Below are 18183 nucleotides of genomic sequence, written 5' to 3' on the forward strand. Positions count from 1 at the left end.
CCCGGTGGTGTGCATGCCGCACAGACTACGCACCACCAAAACCAGCCGAGCCCCGAAGTTCACCCCAAAACCGGCAACTTGCCTCCTACGAATCGGTGATGTGATCCCGTTCACCATCGCCCCTCTTGTCGCCTGCGGTAGGCCGTTCTATCGTCGTGATGTATCGAGTCGATACATCAGCGCGACATAAAGACGCTGACAGGCACTGCGAGCCTGCGGGAGAGACCTGCGGGACCGAGAGGAGGCGACGATGAGCCGGCGCTCCGGCATCCTCGAGTTCGCCGTGCTCGGCCTGCTCCGCGAGTCCCCGATGCACGGCTACGAGCTGCGCAAACGACTGAACACGTCACTGGGTGTGTTCCGCGCGTTCAGCTACGGAACGCTGTACCCCTGTCTCAAGGCCCTGGTCGCCAACGGCTGGCTGGTCGAGGAGCCCGGGAACACCCACGACGACGCCCTCGCCGCTCCCCTCGCCGGACGCCGCGCCAAGATCGTTTACCGGCTGACCGCGGAAGGCAAGGAGCACTTCGAGGAACTGCTCTCGCAGACCGGTCCCGACGCGTACGAGGACGAACACTTCGCCGCACGGTTCGCCTTCTTCGGGCAGACCTCGCGCGATGTGCGCATGCGCGTCCTGGAGGGCCGGCGCAGCCGCCTGGAGGAGCGCCTGGAGAAGATGCGCGCCTCCCTGGCGCGCACCCGGGAGCGCCTCGACGACTACACGCTTGAGCTCCAGCGCCACGGGATGGAGTCCGTGGAGCGCGAAGTGCGCTGGCTGAACGAGCTCATCGAGAGCGAGCGGGCCGGGCGGGACCTGAGGGGTTCCGCGTCCGGGGGGTCCGCTCAGCAGGACACCACCAATGGATCGACGGGCGGCCTGCCCCGTCCCGGGGAAACCCCCCGGACGGATACGCCCGACGACACCGCCACGTGAGACCCAGTCAGGGCCTCACTCGTACACACAGGGAGCAACCGGAATGGGTTCGGTTCGCGTAGCCATCGTCGGCGTGGGCAACTGCGCCGCGTCGCTGGTGCAGGGAGTCGAGTACTACAAGGACGCCGACCCGGCGTCCAAGGTCCCCGGCCTGATGCACGTGCAGTTCGGTGACTACCACGTGCGCGACATCGAGTTCGTCGCGGCGTTCGACGTCGACGCCAAGAAGGTCGGTCTCGACCTGGCGGACGCCATCGGCGCCTCCGAGAACAACACCATCAAGATCTGCGACGTGCCGAACACCGGCGTGACCGTCCAGCGCGGCCACACCCTCGACGGCCTCGGCAAGTACTACCGCGAGACCATCGAGGAGTCCGCCGAGGCCCCGGTCGACGTCGTCCAGGTCCTCAAGGACAAGCAGGTCGACGTCCTGGTCTGCTACCTGCCCGTCGGCTCCGAGGACGCGGCGAAGTTCTACGCCCAGTGCGCCATCGACGCCAAGGTCGCCTTCGTCAACGCCCTCCCGGTCTTCATCGCCGGCACCAAGGAATGGGCGGACAAGTTCACCGAGGCGGGCGTCCCGATCGTCGGTGACGACATCAAGTCCCAGGTCGGCGCCACCATCACGCACCGCGTCATGGCGAAGCTGTTCGAGGACCGCGGTGTCATCCTCGACCGCACCATGCAGCTGAACGTCGGCGGCAACATGGACTTCAAGAACATGCTCGAGCGCGAGCGCCTGGAGTCCAAGAAGATCTCCAAGACGCAGGCCGTCACCTCCCAGATCCCCGACCGGGACCTCGGCGAGAAGAACGTCCACATCGGCCCGTCCGACTACGTCGCCTGGCTGGACGACCGCAAGTGGGCCTACGTCCGCCTGGAGGGTCGCGCCTTCGGTGACGTCCCGCTGAACCTGGAGTACAAGCTGGAGGTCTGGGACTCCCCGAACTCCGCCGGTGTCATCATCGACGCCCTCCGCGCCGCGAAGATCGCCAAGGACCGCGGCATCGGCGGTCCGATCCTGTCGGCGTCCTCGTACTTCATGAAGTCCCCGCCGGTCCAGTACTTCGACGACGAGGCCCGCGAGAACGTCGAGAAGTTCATCCGCGGCGAGGTCGAGCGCTAAGGGGCCCGGCGCCCCCGCTCGCACGAGAACGCTCCTGCCAGGGCTGTGAAGGTCCCCGGGTTCCGCGACCCGGGGACCTTCCGCATGTGTGAGGGTGTGATCCATGCCCGTCGTCCGTGACCTGCGCGTCCTGCTACGCCTGCGGAACTTCCGGCGTCTGCTGTACGTCCGCCTCCTGTCCCAGGGCGCCGACGGCGTCTACCAGGTCGCACTCGCCGCGTACGTCGTCTTCTCCCCGGAGAAGCAGACCTCGGCCACCGCGATCGCCTCGGCGATGGCGGTCCTCCTGCTCCCCTACTCCCTGGTCGGGCCCTTCGCCGGTGTGCTGCTGGACCGCTGGCGCCGCCGGCAGGTCTTCGTGTACGGCAATCTGCTGCGCGCCCTGCTGGCCGCGGCCACCGCGGTACTGATGATCGGCCACGCCCCCGACTGGCTCTTCTACGCCTCCGCGCTGTGCGTCACCGCCGTGAACCGCTTCGTCCTCGCCGGACTGTCCGCCGCCCTGCCGCGGGTCGTCGACGCCCAGCGCCTCGTGCTGGCCAACTCGCTCTCTCCGACCGCCGGCACCCTCGCGGCGACCGCGGGCGGAGGCCTCGCCTTCGCCGTACGGATCGTCTCCTCGGGCTCCGACGCCGCCGTGGTCCTGTTCGGCGCCTTCCTCTATCTGTGCGCGAGCCTGGCGTCCCTGCGTCTGGCCCCCGGTCTCCTCGGCCCCGACCGGCACCCGGTGCGCCCCCGTCTGGCCGCGGCGCTCGCCGAGACGGCACGCGAGCTGCTCGCGGCCGTCCGGCACCTGGCAGCGCCTCCGCGCAGGGAAGCGGCCTGGGCCCTGGCCGCGATGACGCTGATGCGCTTCTGCTACGGCGCACTCCTCGTCCTGCTGCTCATGCTCTGCCGTTACGCCCTCGCCGGAACCCCCGAGGAGGGGCTGCGGCTGCTCGGGCTGGCGCTGGCGCTGTCCGGCGCGGGATTCTTCGCGGCGGCGGTGGTGACGCCCTGGACGGCGGGGCGGCTCGGCCCCGGCCGCTGGATCGTGGTGTGTTCCGGGGCGGCCATGGTGCTGGAACCCGCCCTGGGTCTTCCGTTCGCCACCGGGCCGCTCATGGTCGCGTCCTTCGTTCTGGGCCTGATCACCCAGGGCGCCAAGATCGCCACGGACACGATCGTGCAGGCCTGTGTCGAGGACGGCTTCCGCGGTCGCGTCTTCTCCGTGTACGACGTGCTCTTCAACGTCGCTTTCGTCGGCGCGGCGGGGGCGGCAGCCCTGATGCTGCCGCCGGACGGCCGCTCGGCGGCGCTGGTGGTTCTCGTCGCCGTTCTCTATGGAGTGGTCGCCGCCGGGCTGACCCGCGTCGAGCGTCGCTAGGACAGGGCGAGGGGCGATGTTTCACGTGAAACATCGCCCCTCGGCGCCGGCGGTCGGTGCCGCCCTGCTGTGTCGCCGGTTCCGGACGGGTGTTTCACGTGAAACACCCGTCCGGTTCTCCCTCAGCCCTGCTCGGCCCACCACTCCTTGAGAGCCGTCACCGCAGCGTCGTGCTCCATCGGCCCGTTCTCCAGGCGCAGCTCCAGCATGTGCTTGTACGCCTTGCCGACGGCCGGGCCCGGACCGATGCCCAGGATCTCCATGATCTGGTTGCCGTCCAGGTCGGGACGGATCGCGTCCAGCTCCTCCTGCTCCTGCAGCTGGGCGATGCGCTCCTCCAGGCCGTCGTAGGCCCGGGACAGCGCCGCCGCCTTCCGCTTGTTGCGCGTGGTGCAGTCGGAGCGGGTCAGCTTGTGCAGGCGGTCCAGCAGCGGACCCGCGTCACGGACGTACCGCCGGACCGCCGAGTCCGTCCACTCCCCGGTGCCGTAGCCGTGGAAGCGCAGATGGAGCTCGACCAGCCGGGAGACGTCCTTCACCAGCTCGTTGGAGTACTTCAGGGCGGTCATGCGCTTCTTGGTCATCTTGGCGCCGACCACCTCGTGGTGGTGGAAGGAGACCCGGCCGTCCTTCTCGAAGCGGCGGGTGCGCGGCTTGCCGATGTCGTGCAGGAGCGCGGCCAGGCGGAGCGTGAGGTCCGGGCCGTGCTCCTCCAGCGCGATCGCCTGCTCCAGGACGATCAGTGTGTGCTCGTAGACGTCCTTGTGCCGGTGGTGCTCGTCCCGCTCCAGGCGCAGCGCCGGCAGCTCGGGCAGCACATGTCCGGCGAGCCCGGTGTCGACGAGCAGCGACAGCCCCTTGCGCGGATGTGCGGAGAGGATGAGCTTGTTCAGCTCGTCCCGGACCCGCTCCGCCGAGACGATCTCGATCCGCCCGGCCATCTCCGTCATGGCGGTGACGACCTCGGGGGCGACCGTGAAGTCCAGCTGGGCGGCGAACCGGGCGGCCCTCATCATGCGCAGGGGATCGTCCGAGAATGACTCCTCGGGAGTGCCCGGCGTCCGCAGCACCCGCGCCGCGAGATCCTCCAGACCGCCGTGCGGGTCGATGAACTCCTTCTCCGGCAGCGCCACGGCCATGGCGTTGACCGTGAAGTCGCGGCGGACCAGATCCTCCTCGATGGAGTCGCCGTACGACACCTCCGGCTTGCGCGAGGTGCGGTCGTAGGCCTCCGACCGGTAGGTGGTGATCTCGATCTGGTAGCCGCCCTTGTGCGCGCCGACCGTGCCGAAGGCGATTCCCACCTCCCAGACAGCGTCCGCCCAAGGCCGGACGATCTTCAGTACGTCCTCGGGGCGGGCGTCTGTGGTGAAGTCCAGGTCGTTGCCGAGCCGGCCGAGCAGCGCGTCGCGGACCGAGCCGCCGACGAGGGCGAGTGAGAACCCGGCCTCCTGGAATCGGCGGGCGAGATCGTCGGCGACAGGGGCCACCCGCAGCAGCTCGGCGACCGCGCGCTGCTGCGCCTGGCTCAGGGCAGAGGGAGTGTCTTCGTTGGGGTTCGGCACAACAGAAGAGGGTACGTGCCCCGCACGACCAGGGGCGCCCCCATTAAGGCCGTGCGGACAGCTCCCGGCATACCCGCCGCAAGCGCTGCTCTTGCGGCGTACAGCCGCTCTCCCCTCGATACTGGATATAGAGGACGGGCCGCGGCTGTTCTTGGATCTTGTGGAGGAGACCGCGGCACTTCCGTTCCGCGCGCATCGTTACCATGCGTGGACGCACATTCCGACGACCACTGACGACGACGAGGGACGGGCGAGCGCGTGGCCGAGGCGGCTGACTTCCAGGGGACCAGTGCCTCACCTGCCCGCCGGTGGCTGCGGCGCGCCGGAGCACTGCTCACCGGAGCACCACTGCTGGCCGGCCTGCTCCAGCTGCCCGCCGCCGGAGCCGCGCAGGCCGCGTCCTCCGACACGGTGTCCGTCTCCCTGGACTCGCTCAGCCCCAGCGCCCCCACGGACGGCGACACGCTGACCGTGTCCGGCACGGTGACCAACAACGGCAAGCAGGCCGTCACCGACGCCCACGTGGGCCTGCGGGTGGGCTCCCAGCTGACCACCCGGTCGGAGATCGACTCCGTCGCCCGGCACTCGGACGAACTGCAGGGCAGCACCGGCTCCGAGGTCGACGACAAGTACGAGGACACGTTCGACACGCTGGCCCCGGGCGTCGCCCAGCACTTCAGCATCTCCGTCCCCGTGGACAAGCTCGACCTCGGCGAGGACGGCGTCTACGAGCTGGGGGTCACCCTTTCCGGCGAGACCTCGGCCCAGGCGTGGGACCACGTACTCGGCATCCAGCGGACGTTCCTGCCGTGGCAGCCGTCGGAGGCCGACACCAAGACGAAGACCACGTTCCTGTGGCCGCTGATCTCCACGGTCCACATGACGGCCAAGACGGGCGCGGGCGAGCTGCAGACGCCGGAGTTCCTCAACGACGACCTGGCCAAGGAGCTGGCCCCCGGTGGCCGGCTGGCCCAGATGGTGGACCTGGGCAAGGACCTCGACGTCACCTGGGTGATCGACCCGGACCTGCTGGCCTCGGTCGACGCGATGGCCGCGGGCAACTACCGGATCCAGGGCGCGGACGGCACCAGCACCCCCGGCTCACGGGAGCACCAGACGGCCGCCAAGCAGTGGCTGGCCGGCCTGCAGAAGGCGGTGGCCGGCAAGGAGGTCGTCGCGCTGCCGTTCGCCGACCCGGACCTGGCCTCCCTGGCGCACAGCGGCACCAGCGTCACCGGCTCGCTCAGCCACCTCAAGGACGCCACGGACGTAGCCGCGGTCACCGTCAAGACGGTGCTGCACGTCACGCCGAGCACCGACTTCGCCTGGCCGGTGGAGGGCGCGGTGGACCCGTCGATCATGAAGGTCGCGACCTCCGCCGGAGCCGACCGGGTGATCGCCCGCAGCGACAGTCTCCAGGACACCGCCGGGCTGCCGTACACGCCGTCCGCGCCCCGCCCGGTCGGCGGGGGCACCACGGCGGTGGTCGCCGACGCCCGGCTGTCCACGGCTTTCGAGGACGACCTGTCGAAGGCGGGCTCGGCCACTCTCGCCGTCCAGCGGTTCCTGGCCCAGAGTCTGGAGCTGAACGCGCAGACGGACAAGCAGCGCAGCATCGTCGTCGCCCCGCAGCGCAGGCCCACGGCGAGCCAGGCCCAGGCGATGGCGGCGGCGGTGAAGGCGCTCCAGGGCGGCACCTGGTCGCAGTCCCAGAACCTCACCGCGGCGGCCAAGGACAAGCCCGACCCGGGCGCCACCACGCGCATCCCGTCGAGGTCCGCCTACCCGAAATCGCTGCGCCGGCAGGAGCTGCCGCGGACGGCGTTCGAGCAGATCGCCCGCACTCAGGAGAAGCTCGACAAGTTCCGGGTGATCCTCTCCGACCAGTCCCGCGTGGTCACCCCCTTCGGGCGGGCCATAAACCGCGAGATGTCCACGTCCTGGCGGGGCCGGAGCGGCCCGGCGGACGGCTACCGCGGCGGCGTGGAGGCATGGCTCGACGAGCTGGCCGACCAGGTCAAGCTGATCGACAAGTCCGAGACCAAGCTCTCGGGCCGCAGCGCCACCATCCCGGTGACCGTCCAGAACAACCTCGTCCAGCCCGTCGGCCATCTGGTCCTGCGCCTGACCTCGACCATGCCGACCCGCCTGAAGATCGGCGGCAAGGCGTACTACGAGCAGCCCGTGGAGGTCTCCGGCGGGCACAGCCAGTCGGTGAAGTTCACCACCTCCGCCAACGCCAACGGCCGGGTCACGGTGATCGCCCAGTTGTACACCGAGGACGGCCAGGAGTACGGCGACCCCGTCAGTTTCGACGTGAAGGTCACCGAGGTCACGCCCACCGTGATGCTGGTCATCGGCGGCGGTGTGCTGCTCCTTGTGCTCGCCGGCTTCAGGATGTACACCCAGCGCAAGCGCGCCGCCGCCCGGCAGGCCGAGGAGGACGGCCCCGGTACGACGGGGGAGGACCCCGACGAGCCCGGGAACCCCGGAGCGCCCGGGGACCGTCTCACCGAGGAATCCGACTCCGCCCCCGGGGCAGACGACCCGGAGCAGCCGAGTGACCCTGCGCCGGACACCGCACCGGAAAGCGCCGACCCGTCCGGGACGGGTGAGAGAGTGGACCGTTGAGCGATGTCGTGGCCGGTGGGCCCGGGACGATGAGGTGGGGTAAGCATGAACGCGCCGTACGACGGTGACCGCGGCCAGGGCGCGGCCGGCTCGGGCTACCCCGAGCCGCCGCCCGAGTCCGGCCAGGTGCCGCCGCAGCACGCTGCGGACATGTATCTCCAGGACGCCTACGAGCAGGATCCCTACCGGGCGCACGACCTGGCCGCCCAGGACCCGGTCGCCGAGGCGCTGTACGACCGCGCCGCGCACCCGCCGCCACCCCCGGGCCCGTACGACCAGCAGCAGCCGCTGTACGCCCCGCCCGCCCAGTCGCCCTACGCCCCCGACCCCAACGTGTGGGCGCAGACCCCGGCGCCGGAGCCGGGAGGCGCGACCCAGTACCTGCCGTACGGCGAGGACCCGCGCACGACCCAGTTCGTCGGCGTGGACGACCTCGTCACGCACTCCGGCGAGGAGTACCACGAGCCGGACGCCTTCGCGCACCTCTTCAAGGACCAGCAGCAGGGCGGCGGGCACACGCCCATGGATCCCGCGGCCGTCCCGGGACCGGCCGCCGCGCCGGACGGTGGGGTCGGCCCCGGCGGCCAGTACCCGCCGTCGCACGGCCGGAGCCCGCAGCAGGGCCCCCCGTACGCCGGCGCGGGGTACCCGGCCGGTCCCTCCGCCGCCGCCTACCCTGCGCAGTCCCCGGTGCCCGCCCCGGCTCCCGGCGCTCCCTCCGGGGCCGTCGAGCCGGAGGCCGTCACGGCCGAAGCCGCTCCCGCAGCCCCCGCCAAGAAGGGCGGGCGGGCCGCCGGGCTGCTGAAGTCCAGCGCGGTCATGGCGGCGGGCACGATGGTCTCCCGTCTCACCGGTTTCATCCGCTCCGCGCTGATCGCCGCAGCGCTGGGCCTCGGCTTCCTCGCCGACTCCTTCCAGGTGGCCTACCAGCTGCCGACGATGATCTACATCCTCACCGTCGGCGGCGGCCTGAACTCCGTGTTCGTGCCGCAGCTGGTCCGCTCCATGAAGGAGGACGAGGACGGCGGCGAGGCCTTCGCCAACCGGCTGCTGACCCTGGTGATGGTGGCCCTGGCCGCGCTGACCGGGCTCGCGATGCTGGGCGCGCCCCTACTGGTGCGGGCGCTGGCCAACCCGGTGGCCAACAACCCGGCCGCGAACGAGGTCGCGGTCACCTTCACCCGCTACTTCCTGCCCTCGATCTTCTTCATGGGCATCCACGTGGTGATGGGGCAGATCCTCAACGCACGCGGCAAGTTCGGCGCGATGATGTGGACCCCGGTCCTGAACAACATCGTCATCATCGTGACGCTCGGCATGTTCATCTGGGTCTACGGCACCGCCGCGAACTCGCACATGACCGTCGACAGCATCCCGCCGGAGGGCCAGCGCCTGCTCGGCGTCGGTGTACTGCTCGGCCTGGTCGTCCAGGCCCTGGCGATGATCCCCTACCTGCGCGAGACCGGCTTCCGGATCAGGCTGCGCTTCGACTGGCGGGGCCACGGCCTGGGCAAGGCCGCGATGCTCGCCAAGTGGACGGTGCTGTTCGTCCTCGCCAACCAGGCGGGCGCCCTGGTGGTCACCCAGCTGTCCATCGCCGCAGGCAAGGACTCCGGTGTCGTGGGCACCAGCTTCGCCGCCTACGCCAACGCCCAGCTGATCTGGGGGCTGCCGCAGGCCATCATCACCGTGTCCTTGATGGCCGCCCTGCTGCCGCGGATCTCCCGCTCGGCCGCCGAGGGGGACTCGGGTGCCGTCCGCGACGACATCTCCCAGGGCCTGCGCACCACCGCGGTCGCCATCGTCCCCATCGCCTTCGGGTTCATCTCGCTCGGTGTCCCGATGTGCACGCTGGTCTTCGGCTCCGCCGGCACCGGCTCGGCCACGAATATGGGCTACATGCTGATGGCCTTCGCCCTCGGCCTGATCCCGTACTCCGTGCAGTACGTCGTCCTGCGTGCCTTCTACGCCTACGAAGACACCCGCACCCCCTTCTACAACACGGTCATCGTGGCGGCGGTCAATGCCGGTGCCGCAGCGCTGTGCTACTTCCTGCTGCCGGCGCGCTGGGCGGTCGTCGGGATGGCCGCCGCCTACGGTCTCGCCTACGCCATCGGTGTGGGCGTCGCCTGGAGCCGGCTGCGCAGGCGGCTCGGCGGGGACCTGGACGGGGCCCGGGTGCTGCGCACATACGCGCGGCTGGGCATCGCCTCGGTGCCGGCGACCCTGCTCAGCGGCGCCGTCTGCTACGGCATCGGGCACACCCTCGGCCAGGGCGTCGTCGGCTCCCTCGCCGCACTGATCGCCGGCGGTGCCGTGTTGTTCGGAGTCTTCTTCGTCGCCGCCCGCCGGATGCGGATCGAGGAACTCAACTCGCTCGTCGGTATGGTGCGCGGGCGTCTGGGGCGTTGAGGCGGGGGTAGGCGCACAACCATCGTCCGCCGCCGTGTGTCGTGCATAGCGGCGGACTGTGGGCACAATTGGTTTCGGCGTCGGACAGCGTGCAACGGATGGGGAGGCAGGGACGACGGTGGCGGAACGGAGCACGGCTGCCGTCGACGTGGCAGACAACAGCGGTGAGCAACCGCTGACCGCCAAGGCGGACCAGTCCACGGCCGACGGGGTGGCCAAGAACCCGGAGCGGGACACGGACAGCGACGAGGCACAGGGCGGTGGAGCCGAGGGTCCCGGCCGGAAGGCCTCTCCTCCGGAGCTGCACAGCGGCCACAAGCTCGCCAGACGCTACCGGCTGGAGGAGTGCGTCACCCGTCTGGACGGATTCAGCAGCTGGCGTGCGGTCGACGAGAAACTCCGTCGTGCCGTTGGCGTCCACGTACTGCCCGCGGACCACGCCCGGGCCCGCTCCGTCCTCGCCGCCGCCCGGTCCTCGGCCCTGCTCGGCGATCCGCGCTTCGTCCAGGTCCTCGACGCCGTCGAGGAGAACGACCTCGTCTACGTCGTCCACGAGTGGCTGCCCGACGCCACCGAGCTGTCCACGCTCCTCGCCGGCGGCCCGCTGGAGCCGCACGACGCCTACCAGATGGTCAGCCAGGTCGCCTCGGCCATGGCGGCCGCGCACCGGGAGGGCCTGGCCCATCTGCGCCTGAACCCGAACGCCGTGCTGCGCGCCTCCACCGGTCAGTGGCGCATCCGGGGCCTCGCCGTGAACGCGGCGCTGCGGGGCGTCAGCTCCGACACGCCACAGCGCACCGACACCGAGGCGATCGGCGCCCTGCTGTACGCGGCGCTGACCCAGCGCTGGCCGTACGAGAACGACGCCTACGGCCTGTCCGGCCTGCCCAAGGACATCGGTCTCATCGCCCCGGACCAGGTGCGGGCCGGTGTGCACCGCGGCCTGTCCGAACTGGCCATGCGGGCCCTCGTCAACGACGGGGCCACGGCGTCCCGGCACGAGGCGCCGTGCACCACGCCGGAGGAGCTGGTGAAGGCGATCGGCGAGATGCCGCGCATCCGCCCGCCCGAGCCGGCGTTCACGGCCCCGCCGGAGTACCAGCGCACCACCTACCAGCAGGGCACCTACGGCCGCTCCGCGCCGCACGCCGGTGCCACCCAGCCGCTCACGGCCCCGCCGCCCCCGCTCCAGAGCCGCACCGGCAGGGCCCTGAAGTGGGCGGTGTCGGCCCTGCTCATCGCCGCCCTCGGGCTGGGCAGCTGGCAGCTGGCGGACGCTCTGATGGACCAGAGCGACAAGTCGGACGACACCCACAAGAGCCAGACGACGGAAGGCGGCGACAAGAACCGGAAGAAGCCGGCGTCCGGCAAGCCGATCGCCATCAAGGGCGCCCGTGACTTCGACCCGTTCGGCCCGGATGGTTCTGAAAAGCCGCGCGACATAGGCAAGGCGTACGACAACAGCACGGCCACGTACTGGCAGACGGACTTCTACCTGAGTCCGGAGTTCGGCAACCTGAAGTCAGGCGTCGGCATCATTCTCGATCTCGGCAAGGTGCAGCAGGTCGGCAAGGTCACGGTCACGTTCGTGGGCGAGACCTCGGTGGAACTACGGGCCGCCCCTGCCGACGCGGGGTCGGAGCCGACGTCGTTCGACGCCTACAGCAAGGTTGCCGACGGCTCGGGCACCACCGTGGTGCTCCAGCCCGGCAAGTCCTTCAAGAGCCAGTACCTCCTCGTCTGGCTGACCAAGCTGCCGGCGGACAGCGAAGGCCATTGGCGAGGCCGAGTGGCGGACATCAAGGTGACCAGCTGAGACGGCAAAGACTGTTGTCGTTGCCGGAAGGGCCGGGGCGCGAGAGGTGATCACATCGACACCGAGGTGACGGACGCGGACCTGCTCGCCCGCCACGTGGAAGGCGACCCGGAAGCCTTCGGCGAGATCGTGCGGCGGCACCGGGACCGGCTCTGGGCGGTCGCCCTGCGAACCCTGGGGGACCGCGAGGAGGCCGCTGACGCGGTCCAGGACGCCCTGGTCTCGGCCTACCGGGCCGCCCACACCTTTCGAGGACAGTCGGCTGTCACGACCTGGCTGCACCGGATCACGGTGAACGCCTGCCTGGACCGGGCGCGGAAGGCGGCCTCGCGCAAGACGGCTCCGGTCGACGACACCGAGCGGCTGGAGCAGCTGCTGGAGCCGTACGAGTCCGCCTCGGCGCCGGCCGAGCGGAAGGACGTGCACCGCCAGCTCGTCGAAGCGCTCGGCACGCTTCCACCGGAGCAACGGGCCGCGCTGGTCCTGGTCGACATGCAGGGATATCCCGTGGCGGAGGCCGCGCGGATCCTGGACGTGCCGACGGGGACGGTGAAGAGCCGGTGCGCCCGAGGCCGGGCCCGGCTGCTCCCCCTGCTCACACATCTACGGCCCGAAGGCACCGCGAACCCACGAACGAGTGGTAGCGGGGCCGGGAAAGAAACCGGCTCGGGACGGAACCGCGGACAGGGGTCATCCGTCCCACCGGCAACGGGGCCACCGAGCGGGCGCCCCAAGGAAGCGGGACCGAGCGATTCAGCCGTAGTGAAGGGCGGAGGTGGGCGAGCGTGACTTCCACGACAGACACGGCCGGGCACCCGGACGTCGCGGAGATCTCCGACCTCACCGAGGGCCTGCTGGCGCCGGACCGCAGCACGGATATACAGCGTCATCTGGACGCGTGCGAATCGTGCGCGGACGTGTATGCCTCGCTGGAGGAGATCCGGGACCTGCTGGGCTCCGTCCCGGAGCCCGAACGGATGCCGGACGATGTGGCCGCACGCATCGATGCCGCGCTCGCTGCCGAGGCACCACTGACGTTCACCGGCGAGGACGCCGCGGGTCGTGTTTCACGTGAAACATCGCCCCCAACCGGTCGCGCCACTGAGCACGCTACCGATCACCCCGCTGAACCCGCTGCTGACCGTCCCGCAGGCCGTCCGCGTGCGGCCACGGGGCCCGGGCGTAAAGAAACCAAGCGAGGGCGGCGGCGCGGCCGGTTCGTCCTGGGTGCGGTCCTCACCGCCGCGGTGCTGGGCGCCGGCAGCCTGGTCCTGACATCGCTGGGCGACAAGGGCGACCACACGACGGCCCACGGGACGCCGACCCCCTCCGCCGACACCTTCTCCGGCGACAGCGTGCAGCATCAGGCGCAGGCCCTCCTCACCACCAAGAAGGGGTTGCAGCGGGGCAGTGAGAAGCCCCGGCTGAACCCCGGTGGTGGGTCGGAGACGCCCTCGACCGAGGGTCCGAACACGTTGATCCAGACCGCGACCCCTGTCCCTGACTGCGTCCGACAAGCGCTCCACCACAGCGCTGACGTCCTGGGCGCCAAGACGGGAACGTACGGGGGCAAGGCCGCCTACCTCGTCGTCGTGGCCGACCACCAGGACAGCAAGCGGGTCACGGCCTATGTGGTCGACGCGGCCTGCGTACACCAGCAGACCGCCTCCGCCGGCAAGGTTCTGCTGAAGCAGTCCGTCGCGCGTCCCTGAGTCCGCTGGAACACTTCTTCGGTCGGTCGCCCCTGGGCACGCGTGTGCCCGGACACACCGGGAATGCGCGCCCCGTAGGATCCGTTGGGTGGGGTGAGAGTCCCGAAAGGGGCCTCGCACCGGTCGACTGACGCAGACCAGAGACGAGGAATCAAGCCGTGAGCGACGTCCGTAACGTGATCATCATCGGCTCCGGGCCCGCAGGCTACACGGCGGCGCTCTACACCGCCCGTGCGTCGCTGAAGCCCCTGGTGTTCGAAGGCGCCGTCACCGCGGGTGGTGCGCTGATGAACACCACCGAGGTCGAGAACTTCCCGGGCTTCCGCGACGGCATCATGGGCCCCGACCTGATGGACAACATGCGTGCCCAGGCCGAACGCTTCGGCGCCGAGCTGGTTCCGGACGACATCGTCTCCGTCGACCTGACCGGTGAGATCAAGACGGTCACCGACACCGCGGGCACGGTCCACCGGGCCAAGGCCGTCATCGTCGCCACCGGCTCTCAGCACCGCAAGCTGGGCCTGCCCAACGAGGACGCGCTCTCCGGCCGTGGTGTCTCCTGGTGCGCCACCTGTGACGGATTCTTCTTCAAGGAGCACGACATCGCCGTGATCGGCGGCGGTGACACCGCGATGGAGGAGGCCACCTTCCTCTCGCGCTTCGCCAAGTCCGTGACGATCGTCCACCGCCGGGACACCCTGCGCGCCTCCAAGGCGATGCAGGAGCGCGCCTTCGCCGACCCGAAGATCAAGTTCATCTGGGACAGCGAGGTCGCCGAGGTCCAGGGCGAGCAGAAGCTCTCCGGCCTGAAGCTGCGCAACGTCAAGACCGGCGAGCTGTCCGAGCTGCCCGTGACGGGCCTGTTCATCGCGATCGGCCACGACCCGCGCACCGAGCTGTTCAAGGGCCAGCTGGACCTGGACGAGGAGGGCTACCTGAAGGTCGACTCCCCGTCCACCCGCACCAACGTGACCGGTGTCTTCGCCGCCGGTGACGTGGTCGACCACACCTACCGTCAGGCGATCACCGCGGCCGGCACCGGCTGCTCCGCCGCTCTGGACGCCGAGCGCTTCCTCGCCGCCCTCGCCGACGAGGACCAGGCGGAACCCGAGAAGACCGCCGTCTGACCTTCCCCTTCCCCTCCGCCCCACCGCACGACCAAGGTAAGGAGCCCCCCGTGGCCGGCAACCTGAAGATTGTGACCGACGACTCCTTCGATCAGGAAGTCCTCAAGAACGACAAGCCCGTCCTCGTGGACTTCTGGGCGGAGTGGTGCGGCCCGTGCCGCCAGATCGCCCCGTCCCTGGAGGCGATCGCTGCCGAGCACGGCGACAAGATCGAAATCGTCAAGCTGAACATCGATGAGAACCCGGGCACGGCCGCGAAGTACGGCGTCATGTCCATCCCGACCCTGAATGTCTACCAGGGCGGCGAGGTCACCAAGACCATCGTCGGTGCGAAGCCCAAGGCCGCGCTTCTCCGGGACCTCGAAGAGTTCATCGCGGAGTGACGTTTCACGTGAAACAAGAATGGGCCAACCCCTCGGGGTTGGCCCATTCGCATAGAACGGACTGCTGCTGGAACGGCCTCGGACTACAGCGGTCTCAGCGCCGGCTCCTTCTGGACCGCCCCCAGCAGCCGGTCGAGTGCCATCTCCACGTCTTCCTTCCAGGAGAGCGTGGACCGCAGCTCCAACCGCAGCCGGGGATGGGCGGGATGCTGGCGGACCGTCTTGAAGCCCACGGCCAGCAGATGGTCGGCGGGCAGCACGCAGGCGGGCTCCTTCCAGCGGGCGTCTCCGAACGCCTCGATCGCCTTGAAGCCCCGGCGCAGCAAGTCCTTGGCGACCGTCTGGACCAGCACCCGGCCCAGCCCCTGCCCCTGATAGCCGGGCATGACGAAGGCCGTGATCAGCTGGACCGCGTCCGGCGACACCGGGCTCGTGGGAAACGCCGTCGAGCGGGGGACGTAGGCCGGCGGAGCGTAGAGGACGAAGCCCACCGGTACGTCATCGACGTACACCACACGGCCGCACGATCCCCAGTCCAGCAGGACGGCGGAGATCCAGGCTTCCTTCTCCAGCGCGGAGGTACCCGCCTTCACCGCCGCTTCGCCGCTGACCGGGTCCAGTTCCCAGAAGACGCATGAGCGGCAGCGATGGGGAAGGTCCTGAAGGTTGTCCAGCGTGAGCGGCACGAGCCGACGCCCCATGAAGGCTGATCCTCGCTTCCTTCGCCCGCCGTATCGCGAACGGCTGTCCGAGCGGGCAGACGGTGTCCGGTGGATGTGCCCTATCTGATCGCATCGTATCCACGATGCGATTCACTCGATACCGCCTCAAAGCAAAGAGCGGACCGTGTTCCGGTACACACCGGACACGATCCGCTCCACTGCCTCGCTGGGCGGCACCACACGAGGGTCAGTCGTACGTCTCCTCGCCGTCGCTCTCCTGGAGGCTCTTCTGGAGGGCCAGCTTCTCGCCCGGGGCGAGCGTGCTGAGGATCCTTTCGAGGTCGTCCGCGGAGGCGAACTCGACGGTGATCTTGCCCTTCTTCTGGCCCAGCTCGACCTTCACCCGGGTCTCGAAGCGGTCCGAGAGCCGCGTGGCCAGCTCGCTCAGCGCGGGAGAGGGCACGGAACCGGCCCGAGGACCCCGGGCGCGCGAGGCCTTCTGCGGCCGCGAGCCCATCAGCGTCACGATCTCTTCCACGGACCGCACCGACAGCCCCTCGGCCACGATCCGGTGTGCCAGCCGGTCCTGCTCCTCCGAGTCCTCGACGGCCAGCAGCGCCCGGGCATGGCCGGCCGAGAGCACCCCGGCGGCCACCCGCTTCTGGACGGTCGGGGAGAGCTTCAGCAGCCGCAGGGTGTTGGAGACCTGCGGGCGGGAACGCCCGATCCGGTCGGCCAGCTGGTCGTGTGTGCAGTTGAAGTCCTTCAGCAGCTGATCGTAGGCGGCGGCCTCTTCGATCGGGTTCAGCTGCGCGCGGTGCAGGTTCTCCAGCAACGCGTCCAGGAGGAGCTTCTCGTCCTCCGTGGCCCGGACGATGGCCGGGATGGCCTCCAGGCCGGCCTCACGGCAGGCGCGCCAACGGCGCTCGCCCATGATCAGCTCATAGCGGCCGGGCCCCAGCTGTCGTACCACGACGGGCTGGAGGAGACCGACCTCCTTGATGGAAGTGACCAGTTCCTGCAGCGCGTCCTCGTCGAAGATCTCACGCGGCTGACGAGGGTTCGGCGTGATGGCGTCGAGGGGGATCTCGGCGAAGTGGGCCCCCAACGGGGGCGCGGGCACCTCGGCGGCCGGGCTCGCCGGGATCTCCTCGGGTTCCTGTGCCACCGGCGGCAGCGTGGCCACCTTCGCCGCGGCCACTCCGCGGTCGGTCGTCAGCACCGGCACGGCCGCGGGGGAGGCGGACGCTCCGCCCCCCATCGCCGCCGGGGCCGGGGTCTTCTCGGTCGGGGCAGCGGGGATCAGTGCGCCGAGACCACGCCCCAGCCCCCTCCGTCGCTCACTCACTGGATCCCCTCCACCATGCTCGGGTCTTTCTGGGCGCCGATGTGGGCCTGGCTCGCGTCGTAGCTGATGCCGACGCCCCTCAGCGCGATTTCTCGGGCCGCCTCAAGATACGAGAGGGCGCCGCTCGATCCTGGATCGTAAGTCAGCACCGTCTGCCCGTAACTCGGCGCCTCGGAGATACGGACGGAGCGGGGAATGCTCGTCCGCAGCACCTCGTCGCCGAAGTGGTTGCGCACCTCTTCCGCGACCTGGGAAGCAAGACGCGTCCGGCCGTCGTACATGGTGAGCAGGATGGTCGACACATGCAGGGTCGGGTTGAGGTGACCCCGCACCAGGTCGACGTTGCGCAGGAGCTGGCCGAGGCCCTCCAGCGCGTAGTACTCGCACTGAATCGGGATGAGGACCTCGGCGCCCGCGACGAGCGCGTTGACCGTCAACAGGCCGAGCGAGGGCGGGCAGTCGATGAGGATGTAGTCCAACGGCTGCTCGTACGCCTGGATGGCGCGCTGCAGCCTGCTCTCCCGGGCCACCAGGGACACCAACTCGATCTCCGCACCGGCGAGATCGATGGTGGCGGGGGCGCAGAAGAGGCCTTCCACATCAGGGACGGGCTGGACGACCTCGGCGAGCGGCTTGCTCTCGACCAACACGTCGTAGATGGAAGGCACCTCGGCGTGGTGGTCGATCCCGAGAGCCGTGGATGCGTTGCCCTGGGGGTCGAGGTCGATCACCAGGACGCGGCCACCGTGCAGAGCCAGCGAAGCGGCAAGGTTGACGGTCGTCGTCGTCTTGCCCACGCCGCCCTTCTGGTTGGCGACCACGATGACTCGGGTCTGCTCCGGTCGTGGCAGGCCTTCGCCGGCGCGGCCGAGAGCCTCCACCGCCAGTTGGGCCGCACGACCGATGGGAGTGTCGTCCATCGGGGGCGGTGTTTCACGTGAAACATCCGCCCCCATCGACTCGGTACGGGGACCGGGGACCGGATCGGTCATCGGTCCCGCGATGTTGGCGTCGGACCGCAAGGATTCACTCTCCTCGACTTCAGGCTCGCAATGAACAGAGCCTCCCATGTCTTCGGGGTCGTGAACCAGTGAGGCCTGG

14 protein-coding genes are annotated in these 18183 nt (G+C 69.9%); 10 read left to right on the top strand and 4 right to left on the bottom strand.

Annotated features, from left to right (window positions below; all coding sequences use genetic code 11):
* Nucleotides 1–250: 250 nt before the first annotated feature.
* The 3 genes from ACZ4U1_RS20765 (at nt 251) to ACZ4U1_RS20775 (ending at nt 3426) form a co-directional block, all read left to right on the top strand.
* On the top strand, nt 251–934 hold the full coding sequence (locus ACZ4U1_RS20765; protein WP_467904991.1) for a PadR family transcriptional regulator: 684 nt from the start codon (nt 251–253) through the stop codon (nt 932–934).
* 43 nt (nt 935–977) lie between these two features.
* Nucleotides 978–2060, top strand: a complete 1083-nt coding sequence (locus tag ACZ4U1_RS20770) for an inositol-3-phosphate synthase (RefSeq protein ID WP_467904993.1) — start codon at nt 978–980, stop codon at nt 2058–2060.
* Nucleotides 2061–2163: 103 nt separating this feature from the next.
* Complete coding sequence (locus tag ACZ4U1_RS20775; RefSeq protein WP_467904995.1) at nt 2164–3426, top strand: MFS transporter; 1263 nt, start codon at nt 2164–2166, stop codon at nt 3424–3426.
* 122 nt (nt 3427–3548) lie between these two features.
* Here ACZ4U1_RS20775 and ACZ4U1_RS20780 read toward each other — a convergent pair whose 3' ends face one another.
* The gene (locus ACZ4U1_RS20780) at nt 3549–4991 is read right to left on the bottom strand and encodes a CCA tRNA nucleotidyltransferase (RefSeq protein WP_467904997.1); all 1443 of its coding nucleotides are present in this window, start codon (nt 4989–4991) and stop codon (nt 3549–3551) included.
* A 258-nt stretch (nt 4992–5249) separates the two neighbouring features.
* Here ACZ4U1_RS20780 and ACZ4U1_RS20785 point away from each other — a divergent pair, with 258 nt between their 5' ends.
* The 7 genes from ACZ4U1_RS20785 to trxA all read left to right on the top strand — a co-directional run bounded on the left by ACZ4U1_RS20785 (nt 5250) and on the right by trxA (nt 15072).
* A complete protein-coding gene (locus tag ACZ4U1_RS20785; protein ID WP_467904999.1) occupies nt 5250–7622 on the top strand; it encodes a DUF6049 family protein in 2373 nt (790 codons plus the stop codon).
* A 45-nt stretch (nt 7623–7667) separates the two neighbouring features.
* A complete protein-coding gene (gene murJ, locus ACZ4U1_RS20790) occupies nt 7668–10034 on the top strand; it encodes a murein biosynthesis integral membrane protein MurJ (RefSeq protein ID WP_467905001.1) in 2367 nt (788 codons plus the stop codon).
* Nucleotides 10035–10152: 118 nt separating this feature from the next.
* The gene (locus ACZ4U1_RS20795; protein WP_467905002.1) at nt 10153–11850 is read left to right on the top strand and encodes a protein kinase family protein; all 1698 of its coding nucleotides are present in this window, start codon (nt 10153–10155) and stop codon (nt 11848–11850) included.
* A 66-nt stretch (nt 11851–11916) separates the two neighbouring features.
* Nucleotides 11917–12639 (top strand): RNA polymerase sigma factor SigM, encoded by a 723-nt coding sequence (gene sigM / locus ACZ4U1_RS20800; RefSeq protein ID WP_467905004.1) that lies wholly within the window; start codon nt 11917–11919, stop codon nt 12637–12639.
* Nucleotides 12636–13562: an anti-sigma factor family protein gene (locus tag ACZ4U1_RS20805; RefSeq protein WP_467905006.1), complete on the top strand. Its 927-nt coding sequence runs from the start codon at nt 12636–12638 to the stop codon at nt 13560–13562. Before sigM ends, ACZ4U1_RS20805 begins: the two co-directional genes overlap by 4 nt.
* A 158-nt stretch (nt 13563–13720) precedes the next feature.
* Nucleotides 13721–14689 (top strand): thioredoxin-disulfide reductase, encoded by a 969-nt coding sequence (gene trxB / locus ACZ4U1_RS20810; RefSeq protein WP_467905007.1) that lies wholly within the window; start codon nt 13721–13723, stop codon nt 14687–14689.
* Between the two features lie 50 nt (nt 14690–14739).
* On the top strand, nt 14740–15072 hold the full coding sequence (trxA, locus tag ACZ4U1_RS20815; RefSeq protein WP_467905008.1) for a thioredoxin: 333 nt from the start codon (nt 14740–14742) through the stop codon (nt 15070–15072).
* 83 nt (nt 15073–15155) lie between these two features.
* Here trxA and ACZ4U1_RS20820 read toward each other — a convergent pair whose 3' ends face one another.
* The 3 genes from ACZ4U1_RS20820 to ACZ4U1_RS20830 all read right to left on the bottom strand — a co-directional run bounded on the left by ACZ4U1_RS20820 (nt 15156) and on the right by ACZ4U1_RS20830 (nt 18152).
* Nucleotides 15156–15773, bottom strand: coding sequence for a GNAT family N-acetyltransferase (locus tag ACZ4U1_RS20820; protein WP_467905010.1), 618 nt, complete (start codon nt 15771–15773; stop codon nt 15156–15158).
* A 208-nt stretch (nt 15774–15981) separates the two neighbouring features.
* The gene (locus ACZ4U1_RS20825; RefSeq protein WP_467905012.1) at nt 15982–17082 is read right to left on the bottom strand and encodes a ParB/RepB/Spo0J family partition protein; all 1101 of its coding nucleotides are present in this window, start codon (nt 17080–17082) and stop codon (nt 15982–15984) included.
* A complete protein-coding gene (locus ACZ4U1_RS20830; RefSeq protein ID WP_467905292.1) occupies nt 17079–18152 on the bottom strand; it encodes a ParA family protein in 1074 nt (357 codons plus the stop codon). Before ACZ4U1_RS20830 ends, ACZ4U1_RS20825 begins: the two co-directional genes overlap by 4 nt.
* Nucleotides 18153–18183 lie beyond the last annotated feature (31 nt).

Source organism: Streptomyces sp. NPDC028928, from assembly GCF_055564915.1.

What these genes read in the sequence shown, in the direction of transcription:
- ACZ4U1_RS20765 (WP_467904991.1), top strand. Translation starts at nt 251, where the DNA reads ATGAGCCGGCGCTCCGGCATCCTCGAGTTCGCCGTGCTCGGCCTGCTC.
- ACZ4U1_RS20770 (WP_467904993.1), top strand. Translation starts at nt 978, where the DNA reads ATGGGTTCGGTTCGCGTAGCCATCGTCGGCGTGGGCAACTGCGCCGCG.
- ACZ4U1_RS20775 (WP_467904995.1), top strand. Translation starts at nt 2,164, where the DNA reads ATGCCCGTCGTCCGTGACCTGCGCGTCCTGCTACGCCTGCGGAACTTC.
- murJ (WP_467905001.1), top strand. Translation starts at nt 7,668, where the DNA reads ATGAACGCGCCGTACGACGGTGACCGCGGCCAGGGCGCGGCCGGCTCG.
- ACZ4U1_RS20820 (WP_467905010.1), bottom strand. Translation starts at nt 15,773, where the DNA reads ATGGGGCGTCGGCTCGTGCCGCTCACGCTGGACAACCTTCAGGACCTT.
- ACZ4U1_RS20830 (WP_467905292.1), bottom strand. Translation starts at nt 18,152, where the DNA reads ATGGGAGGCTCTGTTCATTGCGAGCCTGAAGTCGAGGAGAGTGAATCC.